The following is a 21,433-nucleotide window of genomic DNA, read 5'->3' on the forward strand; positions in this document are numbered from 1 at the left end:
GGGTCGGGGTGCCCGGGACACCGGGCAGGATCGGACCGCGGGATCAGTCCGCGATCGCCTCCAACAGCGACTCCTGCAGGGCGCCCAGCCACAGGTAGGCCATCACCAGCGGCTTGCGCTCGTCGGTGTCCGGCAGGTTGTAGAGGCCCTGCTCGTCCTCCTCGGTGACGTCCAGCAGGACGCCCAGGGTCAGCCGCAGGTCGTTCAGCGCGCCGAGCCAGCGCAGGCAGTCGGCCGCGGGCAGCTTGAGCACCCCGCCCTCGCCGCCGAGCCCGTCCAGCGCCCGGACCACCTGGAGCGCGTCCTCGCGCTTGCGGGCGCGCAGGTCGAGCTCGGTGTAGCGGCGGAACTCGCTGGAGGCCGCCTTGCTCTCGGCGTCCGGCCGCTCCCCCGGGTCCCCGTACGCGTCGGGGAAGAGCCGGGCCAGCGCCGGGTCGGCGGGCGCCTCGGTCGGACCCTCGGCGAACAGCGCGGCGAGCGGGTCACCGCCGTCGCCGCCCGGGCCCGGGCCGATCCGCTCCAGCAGCTGCACTTCCAGGGAGCGGAGGATCGAGGCCTCCCACTCGTCCAGCGCGATCACCGCGCTGCCGCCGCCGGCACTCTCGAACAACCCAGCCATCTGTATCGGTCAGCCCGTCTTCGTCGTCTCGGTCGTCTTCGGTGGTGGTGTGCGGGACGCGGGTGCGGGGACGCCACCCGGCCGTGCCGGTCGCGCCGCTCGCACCGACGCCCGCTCGCACCGGCGCGCGGGGCGCGTCAGTCGTGCTGCAGCGTGGCCCAGAGCCCGTAGCCGTGCATCGCCTGCACGTCGCGCTCCATCTCCTCGCGCGAGCCGCTGGAGACCACCGCCCGGCCCTTGTGGTGCACCTCCATCATCAGCTTCCGGGCCTTGTCCTTCGGATAGCCGAAGTAGGCCTGGAAGACGTACTGGACGTAGCTCATCAGGTTGACCGGGTCGTTGTGCACGATGGTCACCCAGGGCGTGTCCGGCTCCGTCACCGGCAGGCCTTCGACCTCCGGGCGCTCGATCTCCACGGGCGCGACACTCACCGCCGGGTCCTCTCAGCCGCTCTTCTCGCACATACCCCTTCAGCCCCCATGCTGCCATCCGGGGGACCTCCGGGCGATTCCGCCCCCTGGGCTCGCGACGGCCCGGAAAGAGAAATCGTCACTCTGACGCTAAGTGGTAGTAGCATCATCTTCATGGACGCCACTTCAGTGCCCGCGGCCGGTTCGACCGCGCTGCTCACCGACCGCTACGAGCTCACCATGCTGCAGGCCGCCCTGCGCAGCGGGGCGGCGCACCGCCGCTCCGTCTTCGAGGTGTTCACCCGCCGCCTCCCGAGCGGCCGCCGGTACGGCGTGACGGCCGGCACCGGCCGGGTGCTGGACGCCGTCGAGAACTTCCGCTTCACCGCGGCACAGCTCGACTGGCTGGCCGGCCAGGGCGTGGTCGACGACGACACGCTGCGCTACCTGGCCGACTACCGGTTCACCGGGGACATCCACGGCTACCCGGAGGGCGAGGTCCACTTCCCCGGCTCGCCGCTGCTCACGGTCTCGGGCACCTTCGCCGAGGCGGTGATCCTGGAGACGGTGATCCTGTCGATCCTCAACTTCGACTCGGCGATCGCGGCCGCCGCCTCCCGGATGACGTCCGCCGCCGGCGGGCGCCCGGTGATCGAGATGGGGGCCCGGCGCGCCCACGAGCAGGCCGCCGTCGCGGCCGCCCGCGCCGCGTACGTGGCGGGCTTCTCCGCCACCTCCGACCTGCAGGCCGGGTTCACCCACGGCATCCCGACCACCGGCACCGCGGCGCACGCCTTCACCCTGGTGCACGACAGCGAGCGGGACGCGTTCCGGGCGCAGATCGCCTCGATGGGCAAGGGCACCACCCTGCTGGTCGACACCTTCGACCTGCGCGAGGCGGTGCGCACCGCCGTCGAGGTGGCCGGCCCCGACCTGGGCGCGGTCCGGATCGACTCGGGCGACCTCACCCTGCTCGCCCACCGGGTCCGCCGCCAGCTGGACGAGCTCGGCGCCCACCGGACGAAGATCATCGTCACCTCGGACCTGGACGAGTACGCGATCGCCGCGCTGGCGGCCGCCCCCGTCGACGGCTACGGCGTCGGCACCAGCCTGGTCACCGGCAGCGGGCACCCGACCTGCGCGATGGTCTACAAGCTGGTCGCGCGGGCCGAGACCGCGGACGGCCCGCTGGTGCCCGTCGCCAAGCGCGCGGCGGGCGGCAAGACCAGCATCGGCGGGCGCAAGTGGGCGGCCCGCCGTCCCGACGCGGACGGGGTGGCCGAGGCCGAGGTGGTCGGCACCGGGCCGGTCCCGGCCGAGCTGGAGCCGCACCTGGTCCAGGTGCCGCTGGTACTGGCCGGCGAGGTGGTCGGCCGGGAGCCGCTGAGCACGGCGCGCGAGCGGCACGTCCGGGCGCGGGCGGCCCTGCCGCTGTCGGCCACCCAGCTCTCCAAGGGCGACCCGGTGCTGCCGACCGAGCTGATCCTCTGACAGCCGGCGGCCCCGGCGGCGGTGGGCGGGTGACGGCGGGCCGGTGGGCGCGCGGCGCCGAGCGGGCGGGAGTCCGTGCATCGCCGGGCCCTCCCGGGCCTTCCGCCTCCGGGTGCCACTGCCTACAGTCGACCGTAGAGTTCCCACCGGAAGCGCACAGAACAAGCGCAACCGTCCCCCACTACCGAGGATGCGAGCCATGCACCGGGCACTGATCGTCGTCGATGTGCAGAACGACTTCTGCGAGGGCGGCAGCCTGGCCGTCGCGGGCGGGGCCGAGGTCGCCGCCGCGATCACCGACCTGATCGCCGAGTCCAGCCCCGGCTACCACCACGTCCTCGCCACCCGGGACAACCACATCGACCCGGGCGACCACTTCTCCGACAGCCCGGACTACGTCACCAGCTGGCCGGTGCACTGCGTGGCGGGCACCGAAGGCGTGGGCTTCCACCCCAACTTCGCCCCGTCCGTGACCTCCGGCGCGATCGAGGCGGTCTTCGACAAGGGCGCCTACTCGGCGGCGTACAGCGGCTTCGAGGGTGTGGACGAGAACAACCGCGGACCGATCGAGTGGCTGCGCGAGCGTCAGGTCACCGAGGTGGACGTGGTCGGGCTGGCCACCGACCACTGCGTCAAGGCCACGGCGCTGGACGCGGCCCGGGCGGGCTTCACCACCCGCGTCCTGCTGGACCTCACGGCCGGGGTCGCGCCGGAGACCACGGCGGCCGCGCTGGCGGAGCTGCGGGCGGCCGGGGTCGAGCTGGTCGGCGCACCGGTGGTGCAGGGCTGACTCTCGGGCCGGGGGTGGGGGTTTGGGGCCTGACCGCGTGGCCGCGGGGGTTTGGGGCCTGACCGCGTGACCGCCGGGGTGGGGCCTGGTCGGCTGGCCGCCGGGGCGAACGCCCCGGGCCCCACGGATCAGCCCTCGGTGACCAGCAGCTCCACCACGTCGGTACCGCCGTCCCGGAAGGCCTCCCGCAGTTCGGCGCCGACCGCGTCGGGCTCGGCGGCCAGCCGGGCACCGGAGACGTAGACCACCCGGATCCCCAGGTACTCCATCCGGTGCTGGCCGCCGCGCACCCAGGCGGCCTCCCCCTCGCTGACGCACCGCAGGTCCGAGTCCACCTCGACGGCGACGCCCTCCTGCGGCCAGTAGAGGTCCGGCACCGCGATGTAGGTGCCGCCGCGCATCCGCAGCTCGGGCCCGGCCAGTGGAGCGGGCAGCAGCCACTCGTCCACCAGGGCCCCGAGCCGCTCCAGCACCGCCTCCCGCTCGGCGGCCAGCAGCTCGTCCAGCGCGGCCCGCACCCGGGCGTCGCCGACCAGGCCGGAATCGGTCAGCTCTGCGGCCAACTCCCTTACCGTGCAGCGGACCTCGGGGCGGCTCACGGCCTCCCGCAGCACCTCGCGGATCGGCAGCGCGACGCCCGCACCGAACGCGGGGGCGGCCCCGTCGCCGGACACCTCCGCAGACCCCTCCACCGCCCCGTCGCCCGTCCCGTCGGCCGTCCACTCGGCCAGCGCGTCGGCCACCGCCCGGGCCACCGGCGCGCAGGCCAGGCCGTGCACCGAGCGGGCCACCAACTCCCGCTCGGTGCGCCGGATCCGGACCTCGCCGGCGTCCTTGAGCCGGCGCTGACGGGGCACCAGGACGTCGACCCCGGTGACGGCGGGCAGCCTGGGCACCGCCGCGAAGCCGTACAGCGCGAGGGCGGCGGTGCCGGTGATCACCGCACCCTCCCGGCGCCCCTCCTCCCGGCCGTTCTGCGCCGCGTAGAGCAGCGCGGCCCACATCCGCTGCTCCGGCGTGGGCCCGCCGGACTGCAGCAGGTAGACCCGGGGCAGCAGGCGCTGCCACGGGCCGCCCCGACGGCAGTGCTCGGTGATGACCCGGGCCGGCACGCCCCGGGCGCGCAGCTGGCTGGCGGTGACGACGTTCTGCTGACGCTTCGCCAGCTCCTCCAGGGACGGGGGCGGCGAGGGAATCCGGTAGCTCATGCGGACACCATCCCCAACAGCTCCAGCCGCTCATCGGCCACCTGACGCACTGTTACCCAACCGTCGCGAAACCGGGACCACTCCGCACTAAAGTCCCCATACCCTCACCCATTCGGAGTATTGGCGCTTATATGGTTGTCATCTTTACTCCTGCCCCACCACCCACTGTTCCCACGACCAGGTCGTCTGACCGTGAGTGACCAAGGGCATACGGAAAACACCCTCCGGGCGTCACTCCCGCTCTCTGGATTGCCTACCCTTAGTTCATGTCACGTGACGAGACCGCCGGCCTCCGCGCGGCCCAGCTCCGCCTCGGCCGTCTGCCCGGATACGTCCGCCGGCCGGACCCGGCCCGCCGCAGCGGCGCAGAGGGCCATACGTACAAGAAGGGCTGGGAGGTCCGCTTCACCGCCCGCAGCGAGGCGGAGATAGCCGAGATCCGCGACCTGGTGGTCGCCGCCGGATTCGCCCCGGCCAGACCCTTCTTCAAAGGCCATCAGCTGATCCAGCCGGTGTACGGGATGGCCGCCGTCCAGGCCTACCTGGCCGCCAGAGAGGCGGCCGAGGAGCACGCCGCCCGGGCGGCCGGCCGAGGGCGGCGCGGCACCGACGAAACCACCCGGGAAGGCGCTCGCGAGGTCGCTCGCGAGGACGCTCGCGGGGGCACTCGTGGGGGCGGGAAGCACACCGTGTCGGCGGCGGACGCGGTCGAGGCGGCGGCCACCGCGGCAGCGGCGGCAGCGGCCGCCGCCAAGGCCGAACTGGCCCGGCGGCGGGCCGTCGAGGCGTTCCCCACCCAGCTCGAACGGTGCGCCGTGGCGGACGACCGGATCTCCCCCGCGGAGGCCAGACAGCCGGGCTGACCGACCGTCACTCCGCAGGCTCCGCCGCCCGCCCCGTCACCGACCGCGCGCCGCGATCCTTCCGCGGCGGCGGCCCCGAACAGCCGTCCGCCGCTCACGGGGCCGACCGTCGAGCGACCGCGGATTCCCGCCGCCCCTGCCATCGGTCCGTGCCGCGGCCCCGCGCCCGGCCCGCGCCACGCCCTCGCCCCGACCGCGCCACCCGCCCGGCGCGCCACCACACATGGGAGCGCGCCCCACGCCCGCACGCCCACTTCCGCACCCGCCTCCACCGCCGCGCGCGCGACCGGGAGCGCGGGTGCGGCTTCACGCCGAGGGTGTGGACGCGACCCCGCGGACCGCCTACGGTGGCCCATCAACGTCCTGCGCCCGACCCCCCGTCCACCCTCGCCGACCGCCCCCACCAACCGGCCACGACGCCCTCGCACCAAGGCCCCCGGCAGCTTCGTACGCCGCCGGGTCACCGGCCGCACCACCCCGCCGCAGGCCGCCCCGCACCCCTCGCTCCACCCCTGCGCGCCCCGCGCCGACCCTTCGGCCCGCCGGCCCCGCACCCGGTCACCACCGGAACCGGCCGCGCGATGGCACCTTCTGGGCATTCAATCCGATTGGTCACCCAGCGCACCGAGCGCCTACCGTAGAGTGAGCACAGATGATCGACCGCCAGATTCCCATCTCACTTGCCGAGAAGCCGAGATGACCAATCGTCACGACAGTGGCGCCGAGCCTCCCCCGGGGCTCGGCGAAACGCCGGCCGTACCGCTGGAGTTCGCGGCGTTCTGCGAGCTGCACCGGCCGCGCTACCTCAGCTATGCCCGGGTCTGGCTGCCCGAGCGGGCCGAGGCTGCCGACGCGGTCCAACAGGCCTTCGCCGAAATAGCCGTCCACTGGCGAGAGTTGCTGGGAAGCTCGAATCCGACGGCGCACGCCTGGCAGATCCTGCGCGAAACGGTCGCCGCCCACAGCACCGGCGGGGCGGTGGGCGCCGGCTCCGCCGCCGACGACCCGTCCACGGACGGCCGGGCGGTGGGCGGCCGGGCCACGGACCGTCCCATCGTGGACGGCCGCACCGCGGACGGCGGGACTGCGGGCGGCGGGACCGGCTCGGGGCGGGGCGCGTACCTGAGCAGCGTGGACCGGGCCGACCGCCCGGCCGACGACGACCTCGCCATCCTGCACTACGTGGTCGGCCTCGCCGCACCGGAGATCGCCGACGTCATCGGCACCGACACCGCCAGCGTGGCCGGCCGGCTCCGCCGCACCATGCTGCGCGAGGCGTCCGGCTGGTGATCGCGGGGACGGCCGTGCGCGGCACGGCGGCGGGTACCGGTGGGGGCTTCCGGGCCGGCGGGCGGGCGCGGTGGCTCAGACGCGCTCGCCCGTCACGTCGTGGAGGTGGTGGATCGGGTCGTGGACCAGGTAGCGGGAGAACGACTCGACCGTGAACCGCGCGCCGTCGCTGCGGTTGCCGGTGCGCAGCCACTGCTCGTCCTCGACCCGCTCGAACGCGTCCGCGAGGACTCGCGCGGCCTCGGCCAGATCGGCCGCGACCGTCTTCGGCTGCTGCTCCCCGTACCGATCGGCGACGGCCGTCGCGTCCTGGTCCCAGTTCGGGAAGTCCGGGCCGTCCTGGTCGAGCATGAGGCCCAGCCGGAACCGGAACAGGCGGAAGACGTCCCGCACGTGGCAGGCGTACTCCAGGTCCGACCAGGTCTCCGGGGCGGGCCGGCGGCGCAGCTCCGCCTCGTCCCCGGCCAGTACGGCCACCCAGGCCTCGGCGTTGGCCCGGATCAGCCCGGGGACGGCCGTGCGCGCCACGGCGCCGGAGTCCAGGCCGCAGTCCGGGCAGGGACGCTCCAGGACCCAGGTCCAGTCCTTGGTGTCGGGGACGATGCCCCCGACGGGCGAGGTGGCGGTGCCGTCGGTGCCGTCAGCGGCGTCGATGGCGTCGATGGCGTCGATGGCGTCGATGGCGTCGATGGCGTCGATGGCTTCAATGGCGGCGGACGAGGCGGCGGGCTGCTGCTCAGGCGTGGTCATGCGTCCAGGATGGCCGGGCCGATCCCCCTGCCACCAGCGGCGACAGCGCCAGCGGACGCCGAAATACTGCCAGCCGGCCACGGCGCCCCAGCGCCACCCCGCTCCTCGCGCTCCTCCCGCTCGTACGCCTCGCGGGCCTCCAGCAACGTGGCCAGGTTGGCCCGGCTCCACTCGCACACCGCGTTCATCGGCCCGAGCAGCGACCGGCCGAGCGGCGTCAGCGCGTACTCCACCCGCGGCGGGTTCTCGACGTACTCGGTCCGGCTCACCACGCCGTCCTGCTCCATCGCCCGCAGCGACTCGGCGAGCACCTTCGCCGTGATGCCGACCAGCGGCACCCTGAGCTCGGAGAACCGGCGCGGGCCGCCCTCCAGGCAGCGCATCAGCTTCCAGGCCCACTTCTTGCCGCCCAGCACCGGGAGCGTCCCGACCGGACAGGCCGGGTCGAAGAAGTCCGCGGACAGCGGTGCGGCCGTCGTTGCGGGGCCGGTCGTCGCGGGCCCGGTCGTCGACGGACCGGCCGTCGGGGCGGTCGTCGGCACTCCGGGCGCCAGGGAGGTGAGCGCGGTCTGCGTCATGTCCCCGACGGTAGCCGACACACCGTCCGCCGAGGCCCCCGCCGGTACCGTTGAAGTAACCGGCACCACCCGGTCTACCGTCACGGCAACGGCGGGCGAAAGCGCCCCCGACGAGCGGACGGAGTCCCCGATGGCCAGCACGGGCAGTCAGGTTGAGCGGGACGTGGTCGTCTTCGGCGCGGGCGGCCAGGTCGGCCGCGCCGTGGTCGCCGAGGCGAGGCGGCGCGGGCTGGCGGTCACCGCCGCGGTCCGCGACCCCGAGCGCCACCGGGACCTCGCCGGTGAGGGCGTCGCCCTCGTCCGCTGCGACGTCACCGACGAAGCGGCCGTCGCCGCCACCGCCCGCGGTCACGCGGCCGCCGTCAGCACCGTCTACACGCCCGACGTCCCGTCCACGCCGTTCTATGCGGCCGCCACCGGTGCCCTGGTGGCCGGCCTCGACGCGGCGGGGGTCCGCCGACTGGTCCACGTGGGCATCGCCACCACGCTGGAGACCGCGCCCGGCGTCGCCGTCCACGACGACCCCGCCTTCCCCGAGGCGTACCGCGCCTTCTCCCTCGGCCACGCCCGCGCGCTCGACCTGCTCCGCGCGTCCGACGCCGCCCTCGACTGGGTGGTGGTCACCCCGCCCCTCGACCTCGACCGCACCGCTCCCGGCACCGGTCGTTACCGGACCGGCGGCCCCCAGGTGCTCGGCGACCGCATCGCCCAGGCCGACCTCGCCGTGGCCGTGGTCGACCAGCTCACCACGCCGGCCCACCACCGGGAGCAGATCGCCGTCGCCGAGTAGTGGGCGGGGCGGGCGCGCGGGCGCCGGGGGTGGGGGTGGGGGTGGGGGTGGGGGTGGGGGTGGGGGTGGCGAAAATCCGTGGTCGGGGGCCGGAGGCCCGGGCCATGCTGGCTCCGAGGATCATCCACGGCGCGGGACGCCCACAGCCCGCCCACCCGCCGCCACCCGCGAAGCCCGAAGGACACCACCGTGATCAACGACGCCGCGCTCGTCGAGAAGCCCACCCTGCACAGCCCGTCGGTCACGCTCGTCCCGCTGAGCGCCCGCCACGCCGAGCCCATGTGGCAGGCGGTCCTCGACGAGGAGACCAACCGGCTCACCGGCAACCGCCAGGCCTTCACCCGCGAACAGATCCAGGACTGGTGCGCCACCCGGCCCGACCAGCCGGACCGCCTCGACCTCGCCGCCGAGGACCCGGCCACCGGCCGCTTCCTCGGCGAACTCGCCCTCAACTGCCTCGACCGGGACAACGCCTCCGCGAGCTTCCGGATCGCCCTGACCCCCGACAGCACCGGCCGCGGCATCGGCACCACCGCGACCCGTCTCCTCCTCCGCCACGCCTTCGAGGAGGTCCGCCTCCACCGCGTCTCCCTGGAGGTCTACGAGTACAACCCGCGCGCCGCCCGCGTCTACGAGAAGGCCGGCTTCACCCTCGAAGGCCGCGCCCGCCAGGCACACCACTGGGACGGCCGCTTCCACGACGTCCTCCACATGGCCGCCCTGCGCGACGAGTGGCTCGCCGCGCACGTCACGCCTCACTGATAGGGCGGCGCCTGCTGCGGCGGGGGCTGCGCCCCCGGGTACGGGTACGCGGGCGGCGGCGGGTACGCGGCGGCGGCAGCAGCCGCCCGTCGCCGTGACCGCACCACCAGGCCCACGACCACCCCGGCGACCACCAGCACCCCGAGCCCCCCGGCCCCGAGCAGCGTGTACGTGATCCCCGGATTCCCATCGGCCCCGGCCACCGGCACATCAACCGGCGGCAGGGCCGAGCCGTCATCCGTAGGAGACCCCGCCGGCGGCGCCCCCTGCGACTCCACCCGCCCGAGCAACGGATTCTCCTTGGGCCCACCATCCACCACAGGATTGGGCTCCAGAGCCTTGGCGGGGTCCACAATTCCATAGCCGTAGTGCGCATTGGGCACCGTCGAGCCATCCGCCGGCGGAGAAGCACTCTTGATCATCCGGTTGATGACCTGCCCGGCAGAGAGGTTGGGATACTTCGAGCGAATGAGTGCGGCCGTGGCAGAAACGTAGGCCGTGGCATCGGAGGTGCCATCGCCGATCCCATAGCTGCCAGTCGACTTGGCCGTCGCGCGGTAGACCTCAACGCCCGGTGCTGCCAATGTGGTTTCGGCTCCGGGCGTGGACTTCTCCCACACCATTCCCTGTTCGTTCACCGCCGCCACCGCGACCACTCCGGGGTAGGCGGCAGGGTACTCAACTCCCGTGCCTTTATCTCCGCTGTTCCCAGTAGAAGCGACGAGAACAACATCCTTGGACGCCGCGTAGGAGATCGCAGCCCGCGCCTCGGAATCGAGTCGCCCGTAGCCCCCGATCGACATATTGATGACTCTGGCCCCGTGATCCACGGCAAATCTCACGGCCAGCGAAACGTCGGACTGCTGCAGCTCAGGAGACTCGCCATTGGCCCTGATCTTGACAGGAAGGATCTTCGCCTTTGGCGCGAGGCCCATGATCCCGGCCCGGGAGCCATGCCCAGTGCCGGCGATCAGGCTCGCCATCCCAGTGCCATGACCATCCCTGTCGACCCGGCCATCCGTTCTTCCACCCGAGAAATCACCACCGGGCAGCACCTGGCCGACGAGGTCCTGGTGATCTCCCATGACGCCCCCGTCCACAACTGCGACAATGACGCCCTCACCCTGACTGACCGGCCATATTCTCGCCTCGGCCTGGTACTTCTTCAGGGGCCACTGCGAATCTCTGATCTGGTCGGCATCCGCCGGATACGTTGCCGTTCCCCACAGCAAGGCTCCAGCAGCAAGCACGGCTGCCCCGCGCCCCACTCGACTGCTCGTCAAGCCCGCTCACCCCACTCAGCGAAGCGTCCCCATGGATGACCTGCGGGACGGCCGTTCATCGGTCTGTCCTGTTCTGAACAGGGTCATTCCACCACGTTCGGGTTCACGGGCTTGTCCGACGCCCAGGTCTCCTCGTCCTCGATGAGATAGTCCGGGCGCTTACCACCCTTCTCCTCGTCCTTCTTACGCCGCTGGCGATCGGTGAGCGGCATCCCCATCCCCATACTGCTCGCGGCATTCGTACTCGACTCCGGCCTCACCCGGTTCCGAGCCCCGAGGCCGGATCCTCCCTCGGTGAAGGCTTGCTTCGCACCGGAGCCACCGCCAGAACGGCCACCATCACCGAAGGCTGTTCCAGACCTCCCCGGCAGAGGTGCAGCAGAGCGTTCCCCGGCGGCAACTCGACCGCCCCCGCGGTATCCGCCCTCATTCACCTCGCCCACGCCGAACGCCTTGCCGCCTTGAGCAGCAGCCTGGCCGGCAGCGTTGGTCCGGCCGGCCCCGTCGCCCTGTGCTCCGGCTTTGCCCTGGATGCCGGGCACCCCACCCGGCGGGCCCAGAACTGGCCCACCACCTCCGGTGGGTCCGGGGACAGCCTGACCGCTACCGCCGGGGCCCACGGGAATTCCAGGGGTGGCAGTAGGGATCCCGGGCGTGGTGGAGAGAACGTTGGTCCCCGAGGTGAGGGGAGCCGCGGCCCTCGGCCCATCGCCTCCCGTACCTGGCCCATGATGGGTGACGGACAGCGGCTTGGGAGCGGACTGCGCCGTGCCCCCCTTGATGCCGGAGTCCGTTGGTACGGGCGACGTTGCCTTCGCTGTCGGTGCCTTCGGCTCCGCCCCTTCGGCCTTCTGCATCCGGGGCGCCGAGCTGCCAGAAGGAGACGAGGCTGATCCCGTACCGGCATAGCCGAGCCCCGTCATCACGGCGCTCAACGCCGGCGCACCATCGGAAGAATCGGCCGACGGAACATCACGGACGTCGTCGCGGTACCTCGGCGGTGGGGGTGGGGGTGGTGGGGGCTTGAGGATGGGGGCGGCTACGCGGTAGTGCATGGCGAGGGTCTGCATGACGGCTGCGGCCTCGACCTTCTTCTGCTGCGCGATCGCCGTCTTGGTGTCCTCGTCGTCGCCGCCGAAGAGGGAGGAGACGGTGTCGCCGACGCCGTCGGTGAACTGGTCCCAGCCGCTGGGCTCTTCGGGCATGTCGCGCTTGGCCTTGGCGATGGCCTCGGAGAGGGACTTGAGGGTGTTGGCGGCGTCGTTGGCGTAGGAGGCCGCGTTGTTGATGGTGTTGGCGAGGTGGAGCATGCGGCTGTGGAAGGCGTCGCTGGTGGCGCCCTCCCAGGTGAGGGCCGTCTCGGTGCTGGTGCGGGTGAGGGTGGCCCGGATCGCCTTGAGGGTGTCGGAGGCGCGGCGCCAGGGGTCGCTGGCGGCCATCACCTCGCCGGGGTTGAGGGCCTGGGCCATCTTCCGGAGTTCGGCGTGGCTGTAGTTGTTGAATTTGGTGTAGTCCATCGCGTTCATCGGCGACCGCCTCCGTTCTCTCCGGGGTTCGGGCGTTCGGCGCTCACCGCTCGGATTTCCCGCCGTGGTGCCGGGCCGGGGCCACGGTCTGGGCGTAGGCGGCGGTGCTGGTGGCGGACGGGGTCGCGACCGACCAGCCGTCGTCGCCGAGCTTGAGCTTGCCCGAGGTGCGGTGCTCCTGCTCCTCGTAGTTGGTGGCGGTGAGTTCGGCCCTCTTCTGGGCGTCGTCGACGGCTTCCTGGAGCTGGTTGAGCACGTCGCGCAGGCCGTCCCGCATGGCCTGGTAGCGGTTGTGCAGCTCGGTGGCCTCGGCGAAGGTGCCGAAGGAGCTCTTGCCGACGGCGCTCTGGCCGTGGGTGGTGGTGCCGTCGGCATGGCGCTGGAACTCGGCCAGCAGCAGCCGCACCTGGGCCGCGAAGGCCCTCAGCTGTTCGACCTCGACGCGGTAGCCGTTGCCGCCCCCGCCGGTCGATCCGGTCCCCGTCGCCATGTCGGCGCCTCCCCCGTGCGTGCGTCCGTCCGTCGCCCACTGTCCCGTACTGCTACCGGAGAGACATGTCTAACACATGGCCCGCCCCGACAGAACGGGGCTCAGGGCGTTCCGCGAGCCGCCTGGCGCACCGTCAGTTCGCGGGCGTCCCCCGTTGCAGCTCGGCGAGGGTCCGGCGGCAGAGCGAGTCGGCGTGGCGGGTGGTTTCGGGCAGCCGGTACCGGCGGGCGAGGGCCAGGGTGGTGTCGACGGCCTCGGACAGGCCGATGCGGTGGCCGACCGAGACGAACACCGGCTTGACGCCGGGCCGGGTGCGGAGGGCGCGCCCGACCTCCTCGCCGGTGGCCGGGTCGGTGAGCGGGCTCCAGGAACCGCGGGGCGCGTCCGGCTCGTGGTGGTCGAAGGTGAACGGGGTCTTGGCGACGCCGATGGTCCGCAGGCCGGTGAGTACGCCGAGGTGGCTGGCCAGGCCGAGGCGGCGCGGGTGGGCGAGACCGTAGCCGTCGCAGACGACCGCGCCGGGGGTGCGGGTGAGCCGGCCGAGGGCGCCGAGCACGGCGGGGAGTTCGCGGAAGGCGAGCAGGCCGGGGACGTAGGGGAAGGCGACCCGGTCGACGGCGGTGGTCTGCTCGACCACGGCCAGGGTGTCGAGGTCGAGCACCACGGCCGCGGCGACCACGAGGTCCCGCTCCTCGTCGTAGGCGACGTCGACACCGGCGATCAGGCGGTCGTCCGGGGCCGGCCCGCCGCCGGTCGCCGCGTGGGCACCGGTCGCCGCACCCGGGCGGGTCGACGGGGCCGGGCCGTGGGGCTGGACGAGCGGGCGCAGCCGCTCCTGTTCGGCGATCGCCTCGGCCTCGGTGGTGGGCCAATCGGCGGCGGACCATGCGAAAGCGGGCACGGTGTCTCCCCCTGGGTGCCTGGACGTGCGGGACGGTGCGGGACGCGGAACGGCTCGGTCCCCGCTTCACCGTACCGACCGGGGCGGACGACCCCGCGGTGAGCCCGTGCGCCCCCCGTGCCCCGGGTTCGGCGGGTTAGGCTGCACTTACCGGGCTCCCCCACCGGGTAGGACACCAAGTACGGCACCAGTTGCCCACGGCACCACCCGCCCGTTCCCCCGACGCGCGAAGGACCGACGCCATGCCGCGCCCGACCACCGCCCAGATCTGCCTCGGCACCTTCACCGTCGTCGCCTCCACCGTGGCACTGCTGGCCGTCTCGGGCGCCGCGGGCGTCCTGGAGGTCGCGGTCCTGGTGGGCTTCGCGCTCGCGCTCGGGACGCTGGTGACGCTGCTGCCGCTGTCCGCCTCCGCCCGGCGGCGCGTTCCCGGGCCGGCACCCGTGCCCGCGTCTGACGCCGCACCCGCGCCTGCACCTGCACCTGCACCTGCACCTGCACCTGCCCGAACCGCGCCCGCCGGGCACGGGTACGCCCGGCAGCGCTGAGGCGTCGCCGGGCGCTCGCTCGGGGCGGTGAGGCCCGATCAGGCCGTGGAGACCACCACGGTCTTGGCGGCCTTGTCGTGGACGCACTGCCGGTACGGCTTGTCGAAGACGCCGAACAGGCCGTCGATCACCCACCAGAGGGCGGCGCAGCAGAGGACCGCCGGGAGGATGAAGACGGCCGCGCGGGTCCAGGCGGCGGCCGGCGTCGGCACGTTGCCGTCGACCAGCATGGCGACCCGGATCTTCATCGCCTTCATGCCGAGGGTCTGGCCGTCCCGGCTGAACATCACGCCCTGGTAGACCAGGTACAGGCCGCAGGCGATCCAGAAGGCGCCGGCGGAGCCGGAGCGGTCACTGAGACTGGCGAAGGGCAGCACCACGATCAGGCCCACGATCTGCACCAGCAGGTAGTCGATCACCGTAGCGAGGATCCGGTTCGGCCAACTGCCGAGCGGTGGCATCCCGGGAACCGGGCCCGCGCCGGGCGTGCCGTAGCCGGTGGGGCCCTGGCCGGGGGGCGGCTGGTCGTACGGCGACTGCCCGTAGGGGCTCTGGCCGTACGGGGAACCCCCGGGCGCGCCGCCGTAGTTGCCGCCGTACGCGCCGGGCCGGTCGTACGGGCTGCCGGACGGCGGCGGGGTGGGGCCGGGTGGCGGGGTGGGGCCGGGCGGCGGAGTTCCGTTCGGCTCGGACGGCGCACCTTCCGGCGTGCCGCCACTCGGCTGCGGGGGCTGCTTGTCGAAGGAGGGCTGGCCGCCCCCCTCCGGCTCGGGGCCTGAGGGATTGTAGGTGCTCATGCCCCCGAGTAGAACATCACACATTCACCGAACTTCGGACATTCTGTCCGTTTTGCCCGCCAACGTGCCCGACGGGCGGCAGCCGTCACCCGACCCCGGGCCGGCCCCGGGTCAGCCCCGGGTCAGCCCCGGACGACCCGGGTACCGGCCGCCCGGTCGTGCCAGCCGCGCCGGGCGGGGCGGTCGAACACCGGCCAGACCAGGCCGAGCAGCAGCACCGCCGAGACGTTCCTGACCAGCCATCGGAGGAGCGAGCGGCCGAACGGCAGCCGGCCCCTGGTCGCGGCGGGGCCCGCGGCGACCACCTTGATCCGGGCCAGCCGCTTGCCGAAGGTCTGGCCGGTTCGGGCGGTCGGCAGGACCTCGTAGAGCAGGCCGACGAAGGCGAGGATGCCGAGCAGGACGGCGACCTTGCCCACCACCACGCCGTCCACCAGCCAGACGTCGACCTGGCGGCGGGTGAGCGAGCTGGCCATCCTGGCCTGGTCGAGCTTCTGCTGGACGTGGGCCAGCACGGAGTTGCCGAGCGGGACGGCGGCGGCGGTGGCGACGACGGCGAGCACGACGGTGTCCACCAGCCGGGCGGCCAGTCGGCGGCCCAGTCCGGCCGGGACGGACGCGGCGGCCCGGCGGCGTGCGGCGGCCCGGGGAGCCGGACCGGACCGGTCGGCGGCCCCGACGTCCGGTCCGCCGACGCCGCCGGGACGGGGGGCGGCCGCAGAGCGGTCGGCGATCGGGGCGGTGAGGGCGATGGGAGCGGGGGCCGGCGCGGACGCGGGGCCGGCTGCGGTCGGAACGGAGGCCTCCGGGGACGGCGCCGGTGCCGCTACCGGTGCGGACAAGGACGCGGTCGCAGGCACGGACGCGGCGACCCGCAGGGGCCCGCCACCGGCACCGGCACCAGCACCAGCACCAGCACCAGCACCAGCACCAGCACCAGCAAGCGTCCGCGCAACGGGCGCGGGAGCAGGAACGGGGGTGGCCGCCGCAGCCGGCTCCGGCTCGCGCGCCGGAGCCGACGACTGCGCCGGCATCGCTCCGGCGGCCCGCAGGGCCACCACGGCCGGCTCTCCCCCGACGGACTTGGCCGGGGCCGCCGCCCTGCGAGCCGCATCAGCCGGCGCATCCCCATCCGCACCCAGGCCCACGCCCAGGCCCGCGCCCAGGCCCGCATCCCGGTCCGCGTCCGGCGACGGCTGCGCCGTCGGCAGCACGCCCCAGGAGACCCAGCGCTGCGATCCGCCCGTCTCCACCAACCCCCGCTGCGTCCGCGGGTCCGCCTGCCACCCGGACGGTTCAGCCGCGGGTCCGGCACCGGCCTCCGTGACGGAGCCGGCATCGCCCGACGTCCTGCTCCCGGCCGAGTCCGACGCCCCGGCCGGAGCGGAGTCCGACGAACCGCGCCCGGCCGCGCCCTCCGTCTCCGCCCCCTGGAAGACCGGCCCGGCGGCCAGCTGCGGCCCGACCGTGAACGAGGCTCCGCCCGCCGACTGGTCCAGGTACACCGGCCCGGTGTCGCCGGTGGGCGCCCCGGGCGAACGCCCCGCGACCTGCTCCGGACCGGCGTCCGCCGGAGACGCCGTCGCCGCGGACCCGGTCGCCACAGACTCCGGGGCCGCCGCCTCCGGCACCGCCGGCGGCGGCACGAACCGCGCGCCGACGCCCACGCCCGGACCGACCCCGGCGCCGGCCCCGGCACCCGCACGCCCCACCCCGCCGGCCCCTCCGCGGCCTCCGGCCGCTGCGCCGCGGCGGGCCACGAACCGGGGCGGCTCCAGCACCTCACCCTCCGCCGGGGCGGGCCGGCTGGTCCCGGGCACCCACGCCGAACCGCCCCAGTAGCGGACGAAACCGGGGATCGAGGGGTCCGGGTAGTAGCCAGGCGTGGGACCGACGGCCGTGTCGCCGCCGGTGAGGGGCCGGTCCGTCATGCGGGTCTTCTTTCCTGGCAGGGAGCCGAGACGGCACGCCCGGCAGGCGGTACGCGCGGCGGTCCCTCGGGCGACACGGGTGGCGGTGGCTTCGCCTTCGGCGCGCGCGAAGGTACCGCCGAACGGGCGGACAGTCGCCGGGCAGTCACAAAGGGTAGTACCTCAGAAGCCCGGAGGTTGGAAGTTGGCCATTCACCGGACAGCCCGGGCCCGCCCGGGGTAAGGGAGGGGGCGCGCGGGCGACCGTCCTGCGCCCCACCCCGGGCCGCACCCCGCTCCCCGCCCCGGCCTCCGCGGAATTCCCGAAGAAATCTCGGAAACGTGTGTAAGAGCGCTCGTCGACCGGCCTCTTCAAGGTCACAGGGCCCGGAACCGGGCACGAACCGCAGGCAGAGAGGACCCGATCATGGAGCGCGCAACGAGCGTGGTGGAGCAGGAGCTGGAGCTCAACCTGGTGCTCTCCCCCGAGCACAGCGTCCCCGTCCCGGCCCGGCTGTCCTACGGCAGCCACGACCCGTACGCGGTGCACATCACCTTCCACCTCGACAGCGGCTCGCCGGTGACCTGGGTGTTCGCCCGCGAGCTGCTGGTGGAGGGCACGTTCCGGCCCTGCGGGCAGGGGGACGTCCGGATCTGGCCGACCCGAGCCGGCCGGCGCAGCGTGCTCTGCCTGGCGCTGAGCTCGCCGGCCGGGGACGCGCTGCTCGAAGCGCCGCTGCCGGCGGTGGCCGCCTGGCTGGAGCGGGCGCACCGGCTGGTGCCGCCGGGCAGCGAGATGGCCGCCCTGGACATGGACGGCTCGCTCGCCGAACTGCTCGCGTGACCGTAGCCGTGACTGTGGCCGAAGCCGTGACCGTAGCCGTGACTACGGCCATGACCGTGGGCGTGATCGTGCGAGCGACCGTGAGCTCCGGCACCCGGGTCAACGCGGGAACCCGGCCCGGCACAGACACGCCCGCCGATACCGTCAGGCCCGTCGAGCCCGCCCGCACGCCCCCGGCCGTCGCCGGCCCGCCACGACTCAGCGGGCCGCGGGGGCCTGCTGACGGTCGTGCGCGGTGCCCGGGTGACCGCCGCCCCGCTGCCCCGGCAGGGGGACGAGCGGAGCGCCGGCCGCCCGGCGGCGCGCCCATGTCCGCAGCGCGGCCGCCAGCAGGAAGCAGATCCCGACCAGGGGGTAGACCGCGGCCGGCGCCTGGCTGACCGGCGGCAGGTGCAGATCGAGGTCGCCGTGGTGCGGCACGACCCACATCGCGAACGAGAAGAAGGCGACCAGCGTGGCCCCGAAGGCGGCCCGCCAGCGCACCTTGCGCACGGCGGCCGGGCGGGCCTGCTCGATCGCGGCCTCGCAGGCGAGCAGGGCGAGCACGGGCACGCACCAGACCCAGTGGTGGGTCCAGCTGATCGGCGAGATCAGCACCGCGGTGACGGCGGCGCAGCAGACGCCCCACGCCTCCGCGCGCGGCAGCCAGCGCGAGCTGGCGGACGCCCAGGCGGCGATGGCGAGACCGGCCAGCGCGACCAGGCCCGAACCGACGGTGGCCAGGGTGCCGGGGTCGGCGGTGTGCAGCAGGCGGGCGAAGGCGCCGCGCACCGACTGGTTGTCGACGATCTCGGTCTTGCCGACCCGGGACGAGTCGTAGAGGTACTTGGTCCAGAAGCCCCAGGTGGCGTCGGGCAGGACGAGCGCGCCGAGCAGGAAGGTGCCGAGGAAGGTGAAGCCGGCGACGAAGGCGGCCCGGATCCGGCCGGTGAGCAGCAGGTAGACGGCGAAGAGCCCGGGGGTAAGCTTGATCCCGGCGGCGATGCCGATCGCGACGCCCTTGCTGCGGCGGGAGTCCGGGCGGGTGAGGTCCCAGAGGATCAGGCAGGCGAGGGCGAGGTTGATCTGGCCGTAGCGCAGCGTGGTGAAGACGGGTTCGAGCCAGACGCCGCCGCCGGTCACCAGGATCACGCCCAGCGGGCGCAGCTCGCGGCGCGGCCAGCCGACCAGCTTGAACGACAGGTGGGTCAGCAGCGCGAGCAGTCCGAGGTTGCCGAGCGTGATCGCGACCCGGAGGAACGGGATCGGGAACCAGGTCGTCGGCACGAACAGCATCGCGGCGAACGGGGGGTAGGTGGCGGGCAGGTTCCACTCGGTGACCCGGAGCCCGTAGAGGTCGCCGCCGTCGGCCACCGCGGCGCCCTCGGCCCGGTAGACGACCATGTCCACCATCGAGGTGTGGACGAAGTGCCGGACCACCGCGTAGACCACGAGGGACAGCAGTGCCACGGCCGAGACGGCCAGCAGCGGGCGGCGCGGTGCCTCCCGCAGGGCCCGGACGGGTGCGCCGAGGGCGTCCTTGACGCGGTCCGGCAGAGGGGCGGGCGCCGGATCTGGTGCGGTCCGCACCGGGCTGCGCTCGTCTTGCACCGCTGTCACTGTTCGCTCCGTCCACCGTTCGGCCAACCAGCGACGATACCGGATGCCCGGCGAGCCGACCCGGCCGCGAAGGTGACGGAATGTGACCGAGTGGGCGTCAGGGTCGGCGGGGAGCAGCCCCGGCCGGCCGTGCTCCGTTGCGGGCGGAGCACGGACGGCCGGGGTCCCGGGGAGGGCTCGGGGGCGGGCGGTGCGGCCTCAGCCGGTGTAGGCGCCGAGGGCCCGGGTGAAGTCCAGCGGCTGCTGGACGATGCTGCTGCAGGTGGCGTCGGCGTAGGCCTTGGCACCGCCCTCGCAGGCCTTGTCGCGGGTGCCGGACCACATCGCCAGCCAGGCCAGGTGCTTGGTCTTGGCGAACTCGGCGAGCTGCTTGGCATCGGCGACCGTGAAGATCTCACTGGCCACGTCGTTGACGCCGATCATCGGGGTGACCGCGACCTTGCGCCAGGCGGCGGCGTCGTCGACACCGAGCACGCTCTTCACCTGGGCCTGGGTGGCGGTGGCCGCGGCGATGGCGTACTTGCCCATCTGGCCCTGCGGGTTCGGGGCGACGCCGTCGCCGAAGTCCATCGCCATGATGTTGACCGCACCGATCGCGACGCCGTTCTGCTTGGCGTCGGCGATCAGGTTCACGCCCTCCTGGGTCAGGCCGGAGGGCAGCGCGGGCAGCGTGAAGGAGACGTCCAGGGCCTTGCCCTTGGCGGCCGCGTTCTTCTGCAGGGTGGCGATGGCCTGGGCGCGGCGGGTGTTGGCCGCGGTGTTGGCGATCGCCCCGCCCTCGACGTCGAAGTCGACCTTGGTGAGGCCGAAGGTGTCGACGGTCTTCTGGTAGACCGCGGTGAGGTCGGCCGCCGAGGAGCAGGCGAGGGCCAGCTCGCTGCCGTTGGCGCCACCGAAGGAGACCCGGACGTCGCCGCCGATCGCCCGCAGGGCGCCGATCTGCGCGGCCACGGCGTCGGCCGAGAGGTCGCTGACCCCGCCCCACTTGGGCGTGCAGCCGCCGCCGGAGACGACGAAGGCGAGGTTGAACTGCTTCACGCCGGTGGCCTTGGCGGTGGCGACCAGGTCGAACGGCGGGTAGAGCGAGGTGTCCACGTAGGGGGCGAAGCCGGCGCCGGCCACCGGGGCGGGGCTGCCGGTCGCGGTGGCGGTGGGCGTCGGGGTGGCGGTGGGCGTCGGGGTGGCGGTGGGCGTCGGCGCCGGGGTGGTGGGCCGGACGGTCGTGGTGGGGCTCGGCGACGCGGTGGTGGGCTTCGCGGTGGCGGTGGCCGTGGGCGTCGCGGTCGGCCCGGCGGTGGGGGTGGCGGTACCGGTCGCGGTCGGCGAGGCGGTGGGGGTGCCGGTCGGCCGCCCGGAGGGGGTGGGCGGGGTGCCGTCGCCGGCCTTGCAGGAGACGTTGTTGATCAGGCAGTTGCCCGGCTCGGCCTGGGCGGCGCCGGAGCCCTGGGCGACGAAGCCGACCACGACGCTCTTGCCGGGCTCCAGGCGCTTGCTCCAGGACTCCGGCTTGACGGTGATGTGCCGGCCCTCGGCCGTGAAGGTGGCGTTCCAGAGCGAGTCGATCTTCGCCCCGGCCGGCAGGTCGAAGGAGAGCGTCCAGTCCTCGATCGCCCGGGCGTCCGGGTTGGTGACCAGGTACTGGCCGGTGTAGCCGGAGTCCCAGGAGCTGGTGCGGCTGTAGACGGCGCCGAGCGAGGCGGCGCTGGCCGAGGAGGCGAGGACGACGACACCGCCGGCGACCAGTGCGGCGGCGACCGCCGAGGCTCCGAGGACGACGCCCTTGCGGCTGCGCCGGCGACGGGAACGGCGGTGGGGCTGAGTCGTCATGGGACGTACCTCCGTTGGGGGCGCCCCCGCCCGACGGGTGGCGGGAGGCGGCTGGCCGGACGGGGTCGCGGCCGCCGGGCGCGGGTCCGTGGACCCGTCGCGGGCGGCGTGACCCGGCTCGGTCGGGTGACCGGCGCGGTCGACGCTAGCGCCGTCG

The 21,433-nt window shown here is 74.0% G+C and carries 21 protein-coding genes and 1 pseudogene; 8 read left to right on the forward strand and 14 right to left on the reverse strand.

All coding sequences use genetic code 11. The annotated features are described in order from the left end of the window. Positions 1 to 43 precede the first annotated feature (43 nt). Together RMN57_RS15320 and clpS are read right to left on the reverse strand one after the other, a co-directional pair. Positions 44 to 619: a DUF2017 domain-containing protein gene (locus tag RMN57_RS15320; protein ID WP_313763951.1), complete on the reverse strand. Its 576-nt coding sequence runs from the start codon at positions 617 to 619 to the stop codon at positions 44 to 46. A gap of 137 nt (positions 620 to 756) precedes the next feature. Further along, complete coding sequence (clpS, locus tag RMN57_RS15325) at positions 757 to 1,050, reverse strand: ATP-dependent Clp protease adapter ClpS (protein ID WP_313763952.1); 294 nt, start codon at positions 1,048 to 1,050, stop codon at positions 757 to 759. A 153-nt stretch (positions 1,051 to 1,203) separates the two neighbouring features. On the opposite strand from clpS, the gene RMN57_RS15330 reads away from it, so the two are divergent. Together RMN57_RS15330 and RMN57_RS15335 are read left to right on the forward strand one after the other, a co-directional pair. Continuing rightward, the gene (locus RMN57_RS15330; protein ID WP_313763953.1) at positions 1,204 to 2,520 is read left to right on the forward strand and encodes a nicotinate phosphoribosyltransferase; all 1,317 of its coding nucleotides are present in this window, start codon (positions 1,204 to 1,206) and stop codon (positions 2,518 to 2,520) included. Between the two features lie 199 nt (positions 2,521 to 2,719). Beyond that, entirely contained in the window at positions 2,720 to 3,310 is a 591-nt protein-coding gene (locus RMN57_RS15335; RefSeq protein ID WP_313763954.1) for an isochorismatase family protein, read from the forward strand. A 128-nt stretch (positions 3,311 to 3,438) separates the two neighbouring features. Here the strand turns inward: RMN57_RS15335 and RMN57_RS15340 are convergent, their stop codons facing one another. After that, positions 3,439 to 4,518: a hypothetical protein gene (locus RMN57_RS15340; protein WP_313763955.1), complete on the reverse strand. Its 1,080-nt coding sequence runs from the start codon at positions 4,516 to 4,518 to the stop codon at positions 3,439 to 3,441. 266 nt (positions 4,519 to 4,784) lie between these two features. Here RMN57_RS15340 and RMN57_RS15345 point away from each other — a divergent pair, with 266 nt between their 5' ends. Then, a complete protein-coding gene (locus RMN57_RS15345; RefSeq protein WP_313763956.1) occupies positions 4,785 to 5,381 on the forward strand; it encodes a hypothetical protein in 597 nt (198 codons plus the stop codon). A gap of 696 nt (positions 5,382 to 6,077) precedes the next feature. Then, a complete protein-coding gene (locus RMN57_RS15350) occupies positions 6,078 to 6,671 on the forward strand; it encodes a hypothetical protein (protein ID WP_313763957.1) in 594 nt (197 codons plus the stop codon). Between the two features lie 75 nt (positions 6,672 to 6,746). On the opposite strand, the gene RMN57_RS15355 is transcribed toward RMN57_RS15350, so the two are convergent. Together RMN57_RS15355 and RMN57_RS15360 are read right to left on the reverse strand one after the other, a co-directional pair. Further along, complete coding sequence (locus RMN57_RS15355; RefSeq protein ID WP_313763958.1) at positions 6,747 to 7,421, reverse strand: DinB family protein; 675 nt, start codon at positions 7,419 to 7,421, stop codon at positions 6,747 to 6,749. Continuing rightward, entirely contained in the window at positions 7,418 to 7,999 is a 582-nt protein-coding gene (locus tag RMN57_RS15360; protein WP_313763959.1) for a helix-turn-helix domain-containing protein, read from the reverse strand. The genes RMN57_RS15355 and RMN57_RS15360 overlap by 4 nt, the downstream gene beginning before the upstream one ends. A gap of 130 nt (positions 8,000 to 8,129) precedes the next feature. Here RMN57_RS15360 and RMN57_RS15365 point away from each other — a divergent pair, with 130 nt between their 5' ends. Further along, positions 8,130 to 8,789, forward strand: coding sequence for an NAD(P)H-binding protein (locus RMN57_RS15365; protein WP_313763960.1), 660 nt, complete (start codon positions 8,130 to 8,132; stop codon positions 8,787 to 8,789). Positions 8,790 to 8,978: 189 nt separating this feature from the next. Next, positions 8,979 to 9,551 carry a GNAT family protein gene (locus RMN57_RS15370; RefSeq protein WP_313763961.1) on the forward strand — a complete coding sequence of 191 codons (573 nt, stop codon included), beginning with the start codon at positions 8,979 to 8,981 and terminating at the stop codon, positions 9,549 to 9,551. Here the strand turns inward: RMN57_RS15370 and mycP are convergent. The 4 genes from mycP to RMN57_RS15390 all read right to left on the reverse strand — a co-directional run bounded on the left by mycP (position 9,545) and on the right by RMN57_RS15390 (position 13,751). Continuing rightward, positions 9,545 to 10,801, reverse strand: coding sequence for a type VII secretion-associated serine protease mycosin (mycP, locus tag RMN57_RS15375; protein WP_313763962.1), 1,257 nt, complete (start codon positions 10,799 to 10,801; stop codon positions 9,545 to 9,547). The genes RMN57_RS15370 and mycP overlap by 7 nt on opposite strands. A 116-nt stretch (positions 10,802 to 10,917) precedes the next feature. After that, positions 10,918 to 12,360 (reverse strand): hypothetical protein, encoded by a 1,443-nt coding sequence (locus tag RMN57_RS15380; protein WP_313763963.1) that lies wholly within the window; start codon positions 12,358 to 12,360, stop codon positions 10,918 to 10,920. A gap of 43 nt (positions 12,361 to 12,403) precedes the next feature. After that, positions 12,404 to 12,850: a hypothetical protein gene (locus RMN57_RS15385; protein WP_313763964.1), complete on the reverse strand. Its 447-nt coding sequence runs from the start codon at positions 12,848 to 12,850 to the stop codon at positions 12,404 to 12,406. Positions 12,851 to 12,983: 133 nt separating this feature from the next. Next, positions 12,984 to 13,751, reverse strand: coding sequence for an endonuclease V (locus tag RMN57_RS15390; protein ID WP_313763965.1), 768 nt, complete (start codon positions 13,749 to 13,751; stop codon positions 12,984 to 12,986). Positions 13,752 to 13,993: 242 nt separating this feature from the next. On the opposite strand from RMN57_RS15390, the gene RMN57_RS15395 reads away from it, so the two are divergent. Then, positions 13,994 to 14,299, forward strand: a complete 306-nt coding sequence (locus tag RMN57_RS15395) for a hypothetical protein (protein WP_313763966.1) — start codon at positions 13,994 to 13,996, stop codon at positions 14,297 to 14,299. A 38-nt stretch (positions 14,300 to 14,337) separates the two neighbouring features. On the opposite strand, the gene RMN57_RS15400 is transcribed toward RMN57_RS15395, so the two are convergent. The 3 genes and pseudogenes from RMN57_RS15400 to RMN57_RS37065 all read right to left on the reverse strand — a co-directional run. Further along, the gene (locus RMN57_RS15400; protein WP_313763967.1) at positions 14,338 to 15,096 is read right to left on the reverse strand and encodes an RDD family protein; all 759 of its coding nucleotides are present in this window, start codon (positions 15,094 to 15,096) and stop codon (positions 14,338 to 14,340) included. Positions 15,097 to 15,218: 122 nt separating this feature from the next. Then, positions 15,219 to 15,938 carry an RDD family protein gene (locus RMN57_RS15405; protein ID WP_313763968.1) on the reverse strand — a complete coding sequence of 240 codons (720 nt, stop codon included), beginning with the start codon at positions 15,936 to 15,938 and terminating at the stop codon, positions 15,219 to 15,221. 957 nt (positions 15,939 to 16,895) lie between these two features. Continuing rightward, positions 16,896 to 17,027: pseudogene (locus tag RMN57_RS37065) on the reverse strand (DUF2510 domain-containing protein); the annotation flags it as partial. 406 nt (positions 17,028 to 17,433) lie between these two features. Here RMN57_RS37065 and RMN57_RS15410 point away from each other — a divergent pair. Continuing rightward, the gene (locus RMN57_RS15410) at positions 17,434 to 17,850 is read left to right on the forward strand and encodes an SsgA family sporulation/cell division regulator (protein ID WP_313763969.1); all 417 of its coding nucleotides are present in this window, start codon (positions 17,434 to 17,436) and stop codon (positions 17,848 to 17,850) included. A gap of 198 nt (positions 17,851 to 18,048) precedes the next feature. Here the strand turns inward: RMN57_RS15410 and RMN57_RS15415 are convergent, their stop codons facing one another. Both RMN57_RS15415 and RMN57_RS15420 read right to left on the reverse strand, forming a co-directional pair. After that, positions 18,049 to 19,449, reverse strand: coding sequence for a glycosyltransferase 87 family protein (locus RMN57_RS15415; RefSeq protein ID WP_313763970.1), 1,401 nt, complete (start codon positions 19,447 to 19,449; stop codon positions 18,049 to 18,051). 198 nt (positions 19,450 to 19,647) lie between these two features. Continuing rightward, positions 19,648 to 21,276, reverse strand: coding sequence for a cellulose binding domain-containing protein (locus tag RMN57_RS15420; protein ID WP_313763971.1), 1,629 nt, complete (start codon positions 21,274 to 21,276; stop codon positions 19,648 to 19,650). Positions 21,277 to 21,433 lie beyond the last annotated feature (157 nt).

It is taken from the genome of Kitasatospora sp. CM 4170 (assembly GCF_032110285.1).
Lineage (GTDB): Bacteria > Actinomycetota > Actinomycetes > Streptomycetales > Streptomycetaceae > Kitasatospora > Kitasatospora aburaviensis.

Bases quoted from the DNA above. Each gene is read 5' to 3' on its own strand.
- RMN57_RS15330 (WP_313763953.1), top strand. From the start codon at position 1,204: ATGGACGCCACTTCAGTGCCCGCGGCCGGTTCGACCGCGCTGCTCACC.
- RMN57_RS15340 (WP_313763955.1), bottom strand. From the start codon at position 4,518: ATGAGCTACCGGATTCCCTCGCCGCCCCCGTCCCTGGAGGAGCTGGCG.
- RMN57_RS15420 (WP_313763971.1), bottom strand. From the start codon at position 21,276: ATGACGACTCAGCCCCACCGCCGTTCCCGTCGCCGGCGCAGCCGCAAG.
- RMN57_RS15350 (WP_313763957.1), top strand. From the start codon at position 6,078: ATGACCAATCGTCACGACAGTGGCGCCGAGCCTCCCCCGGGGCTCGGC.
- RMN57_RS15355 (WP_313763958.1), bottom strand. From the start codon at position 7,421: ATGACCACGCCTGAGCAGCAGCCCGCCGCCTCGTCCGCCGCCATTGAA.
- RMN57_RS15380 (WP_313763963.1), bottom strand. From the start codon at position 12,360: ATGAACGCGATGGACTACACCAAATTCAACAACTACAGCCACGCCGAA.
- RMN57_RS15385 (WP_313763964.1), bottom strand. From the start codon at position 12,850: ATGGCGACGGGGACCGGATCGACCGGCGGGGGCGGCAACGGCTACCGC.
- RMN57_RS15400 (WP_313763967.1), bottom strand. From the start codon at position 15,096: ATGAGCACCTACAATCCCTCAGGCCCCGAGCCGGAGGGGGGCGGCCAG.
- RMN57_RS15360 (WP_313763959.1), bottom strand. From the start codon at position 7,999: ATGACGCAGACCGCGCTCACCTCCCTGGCGCCCGGAGTGCCGACGACC.
- RMN57_RS15320 (WP_313763951.1), bottom strand. From the start codon at position 619: ATGGCTGGGTTGTTCGAGAGTGCCGGCGGCGGCAGCGCGGTGATCGCG.
- RMN57_RS15365 (WP_313763960.1), top strand. From the start codon at position 8,130: ATGGCCAGCACGGGCAGTCAGGTTGAGCGGGACGTGGTCGTCTTCGGC.
- RMN57_RS15335 (WP_313763954.1), top strand. From the start codon at position 2,720: ATGCACCGGGCACTGATCGTCGTCGATGTGCAGAACGACTTCTGCGAG.
- RMN57_RS15410 (WP_313763969.1), top strand. From the start codon at position 17,434: ATGGAGCGCGCAACGAGCGTGGTGGAGCAGGAGCTGGAGCTCAACCTG.
- RMN57_RS15345 (WP_313763956.1), top strand. From the start codon at position 4,785: ATGTCACGTGACGAGACCGCCGGCCTCCGCGCGGCCCAGCTCCGCCTC.
- RMN57_RS15395 (WP_313763966.1), top strand. From the start codon at position 13,994: ATGCCGCGCCCGACCACCGCCCAGATCTGCCTCGGCACCTTCACCGTC.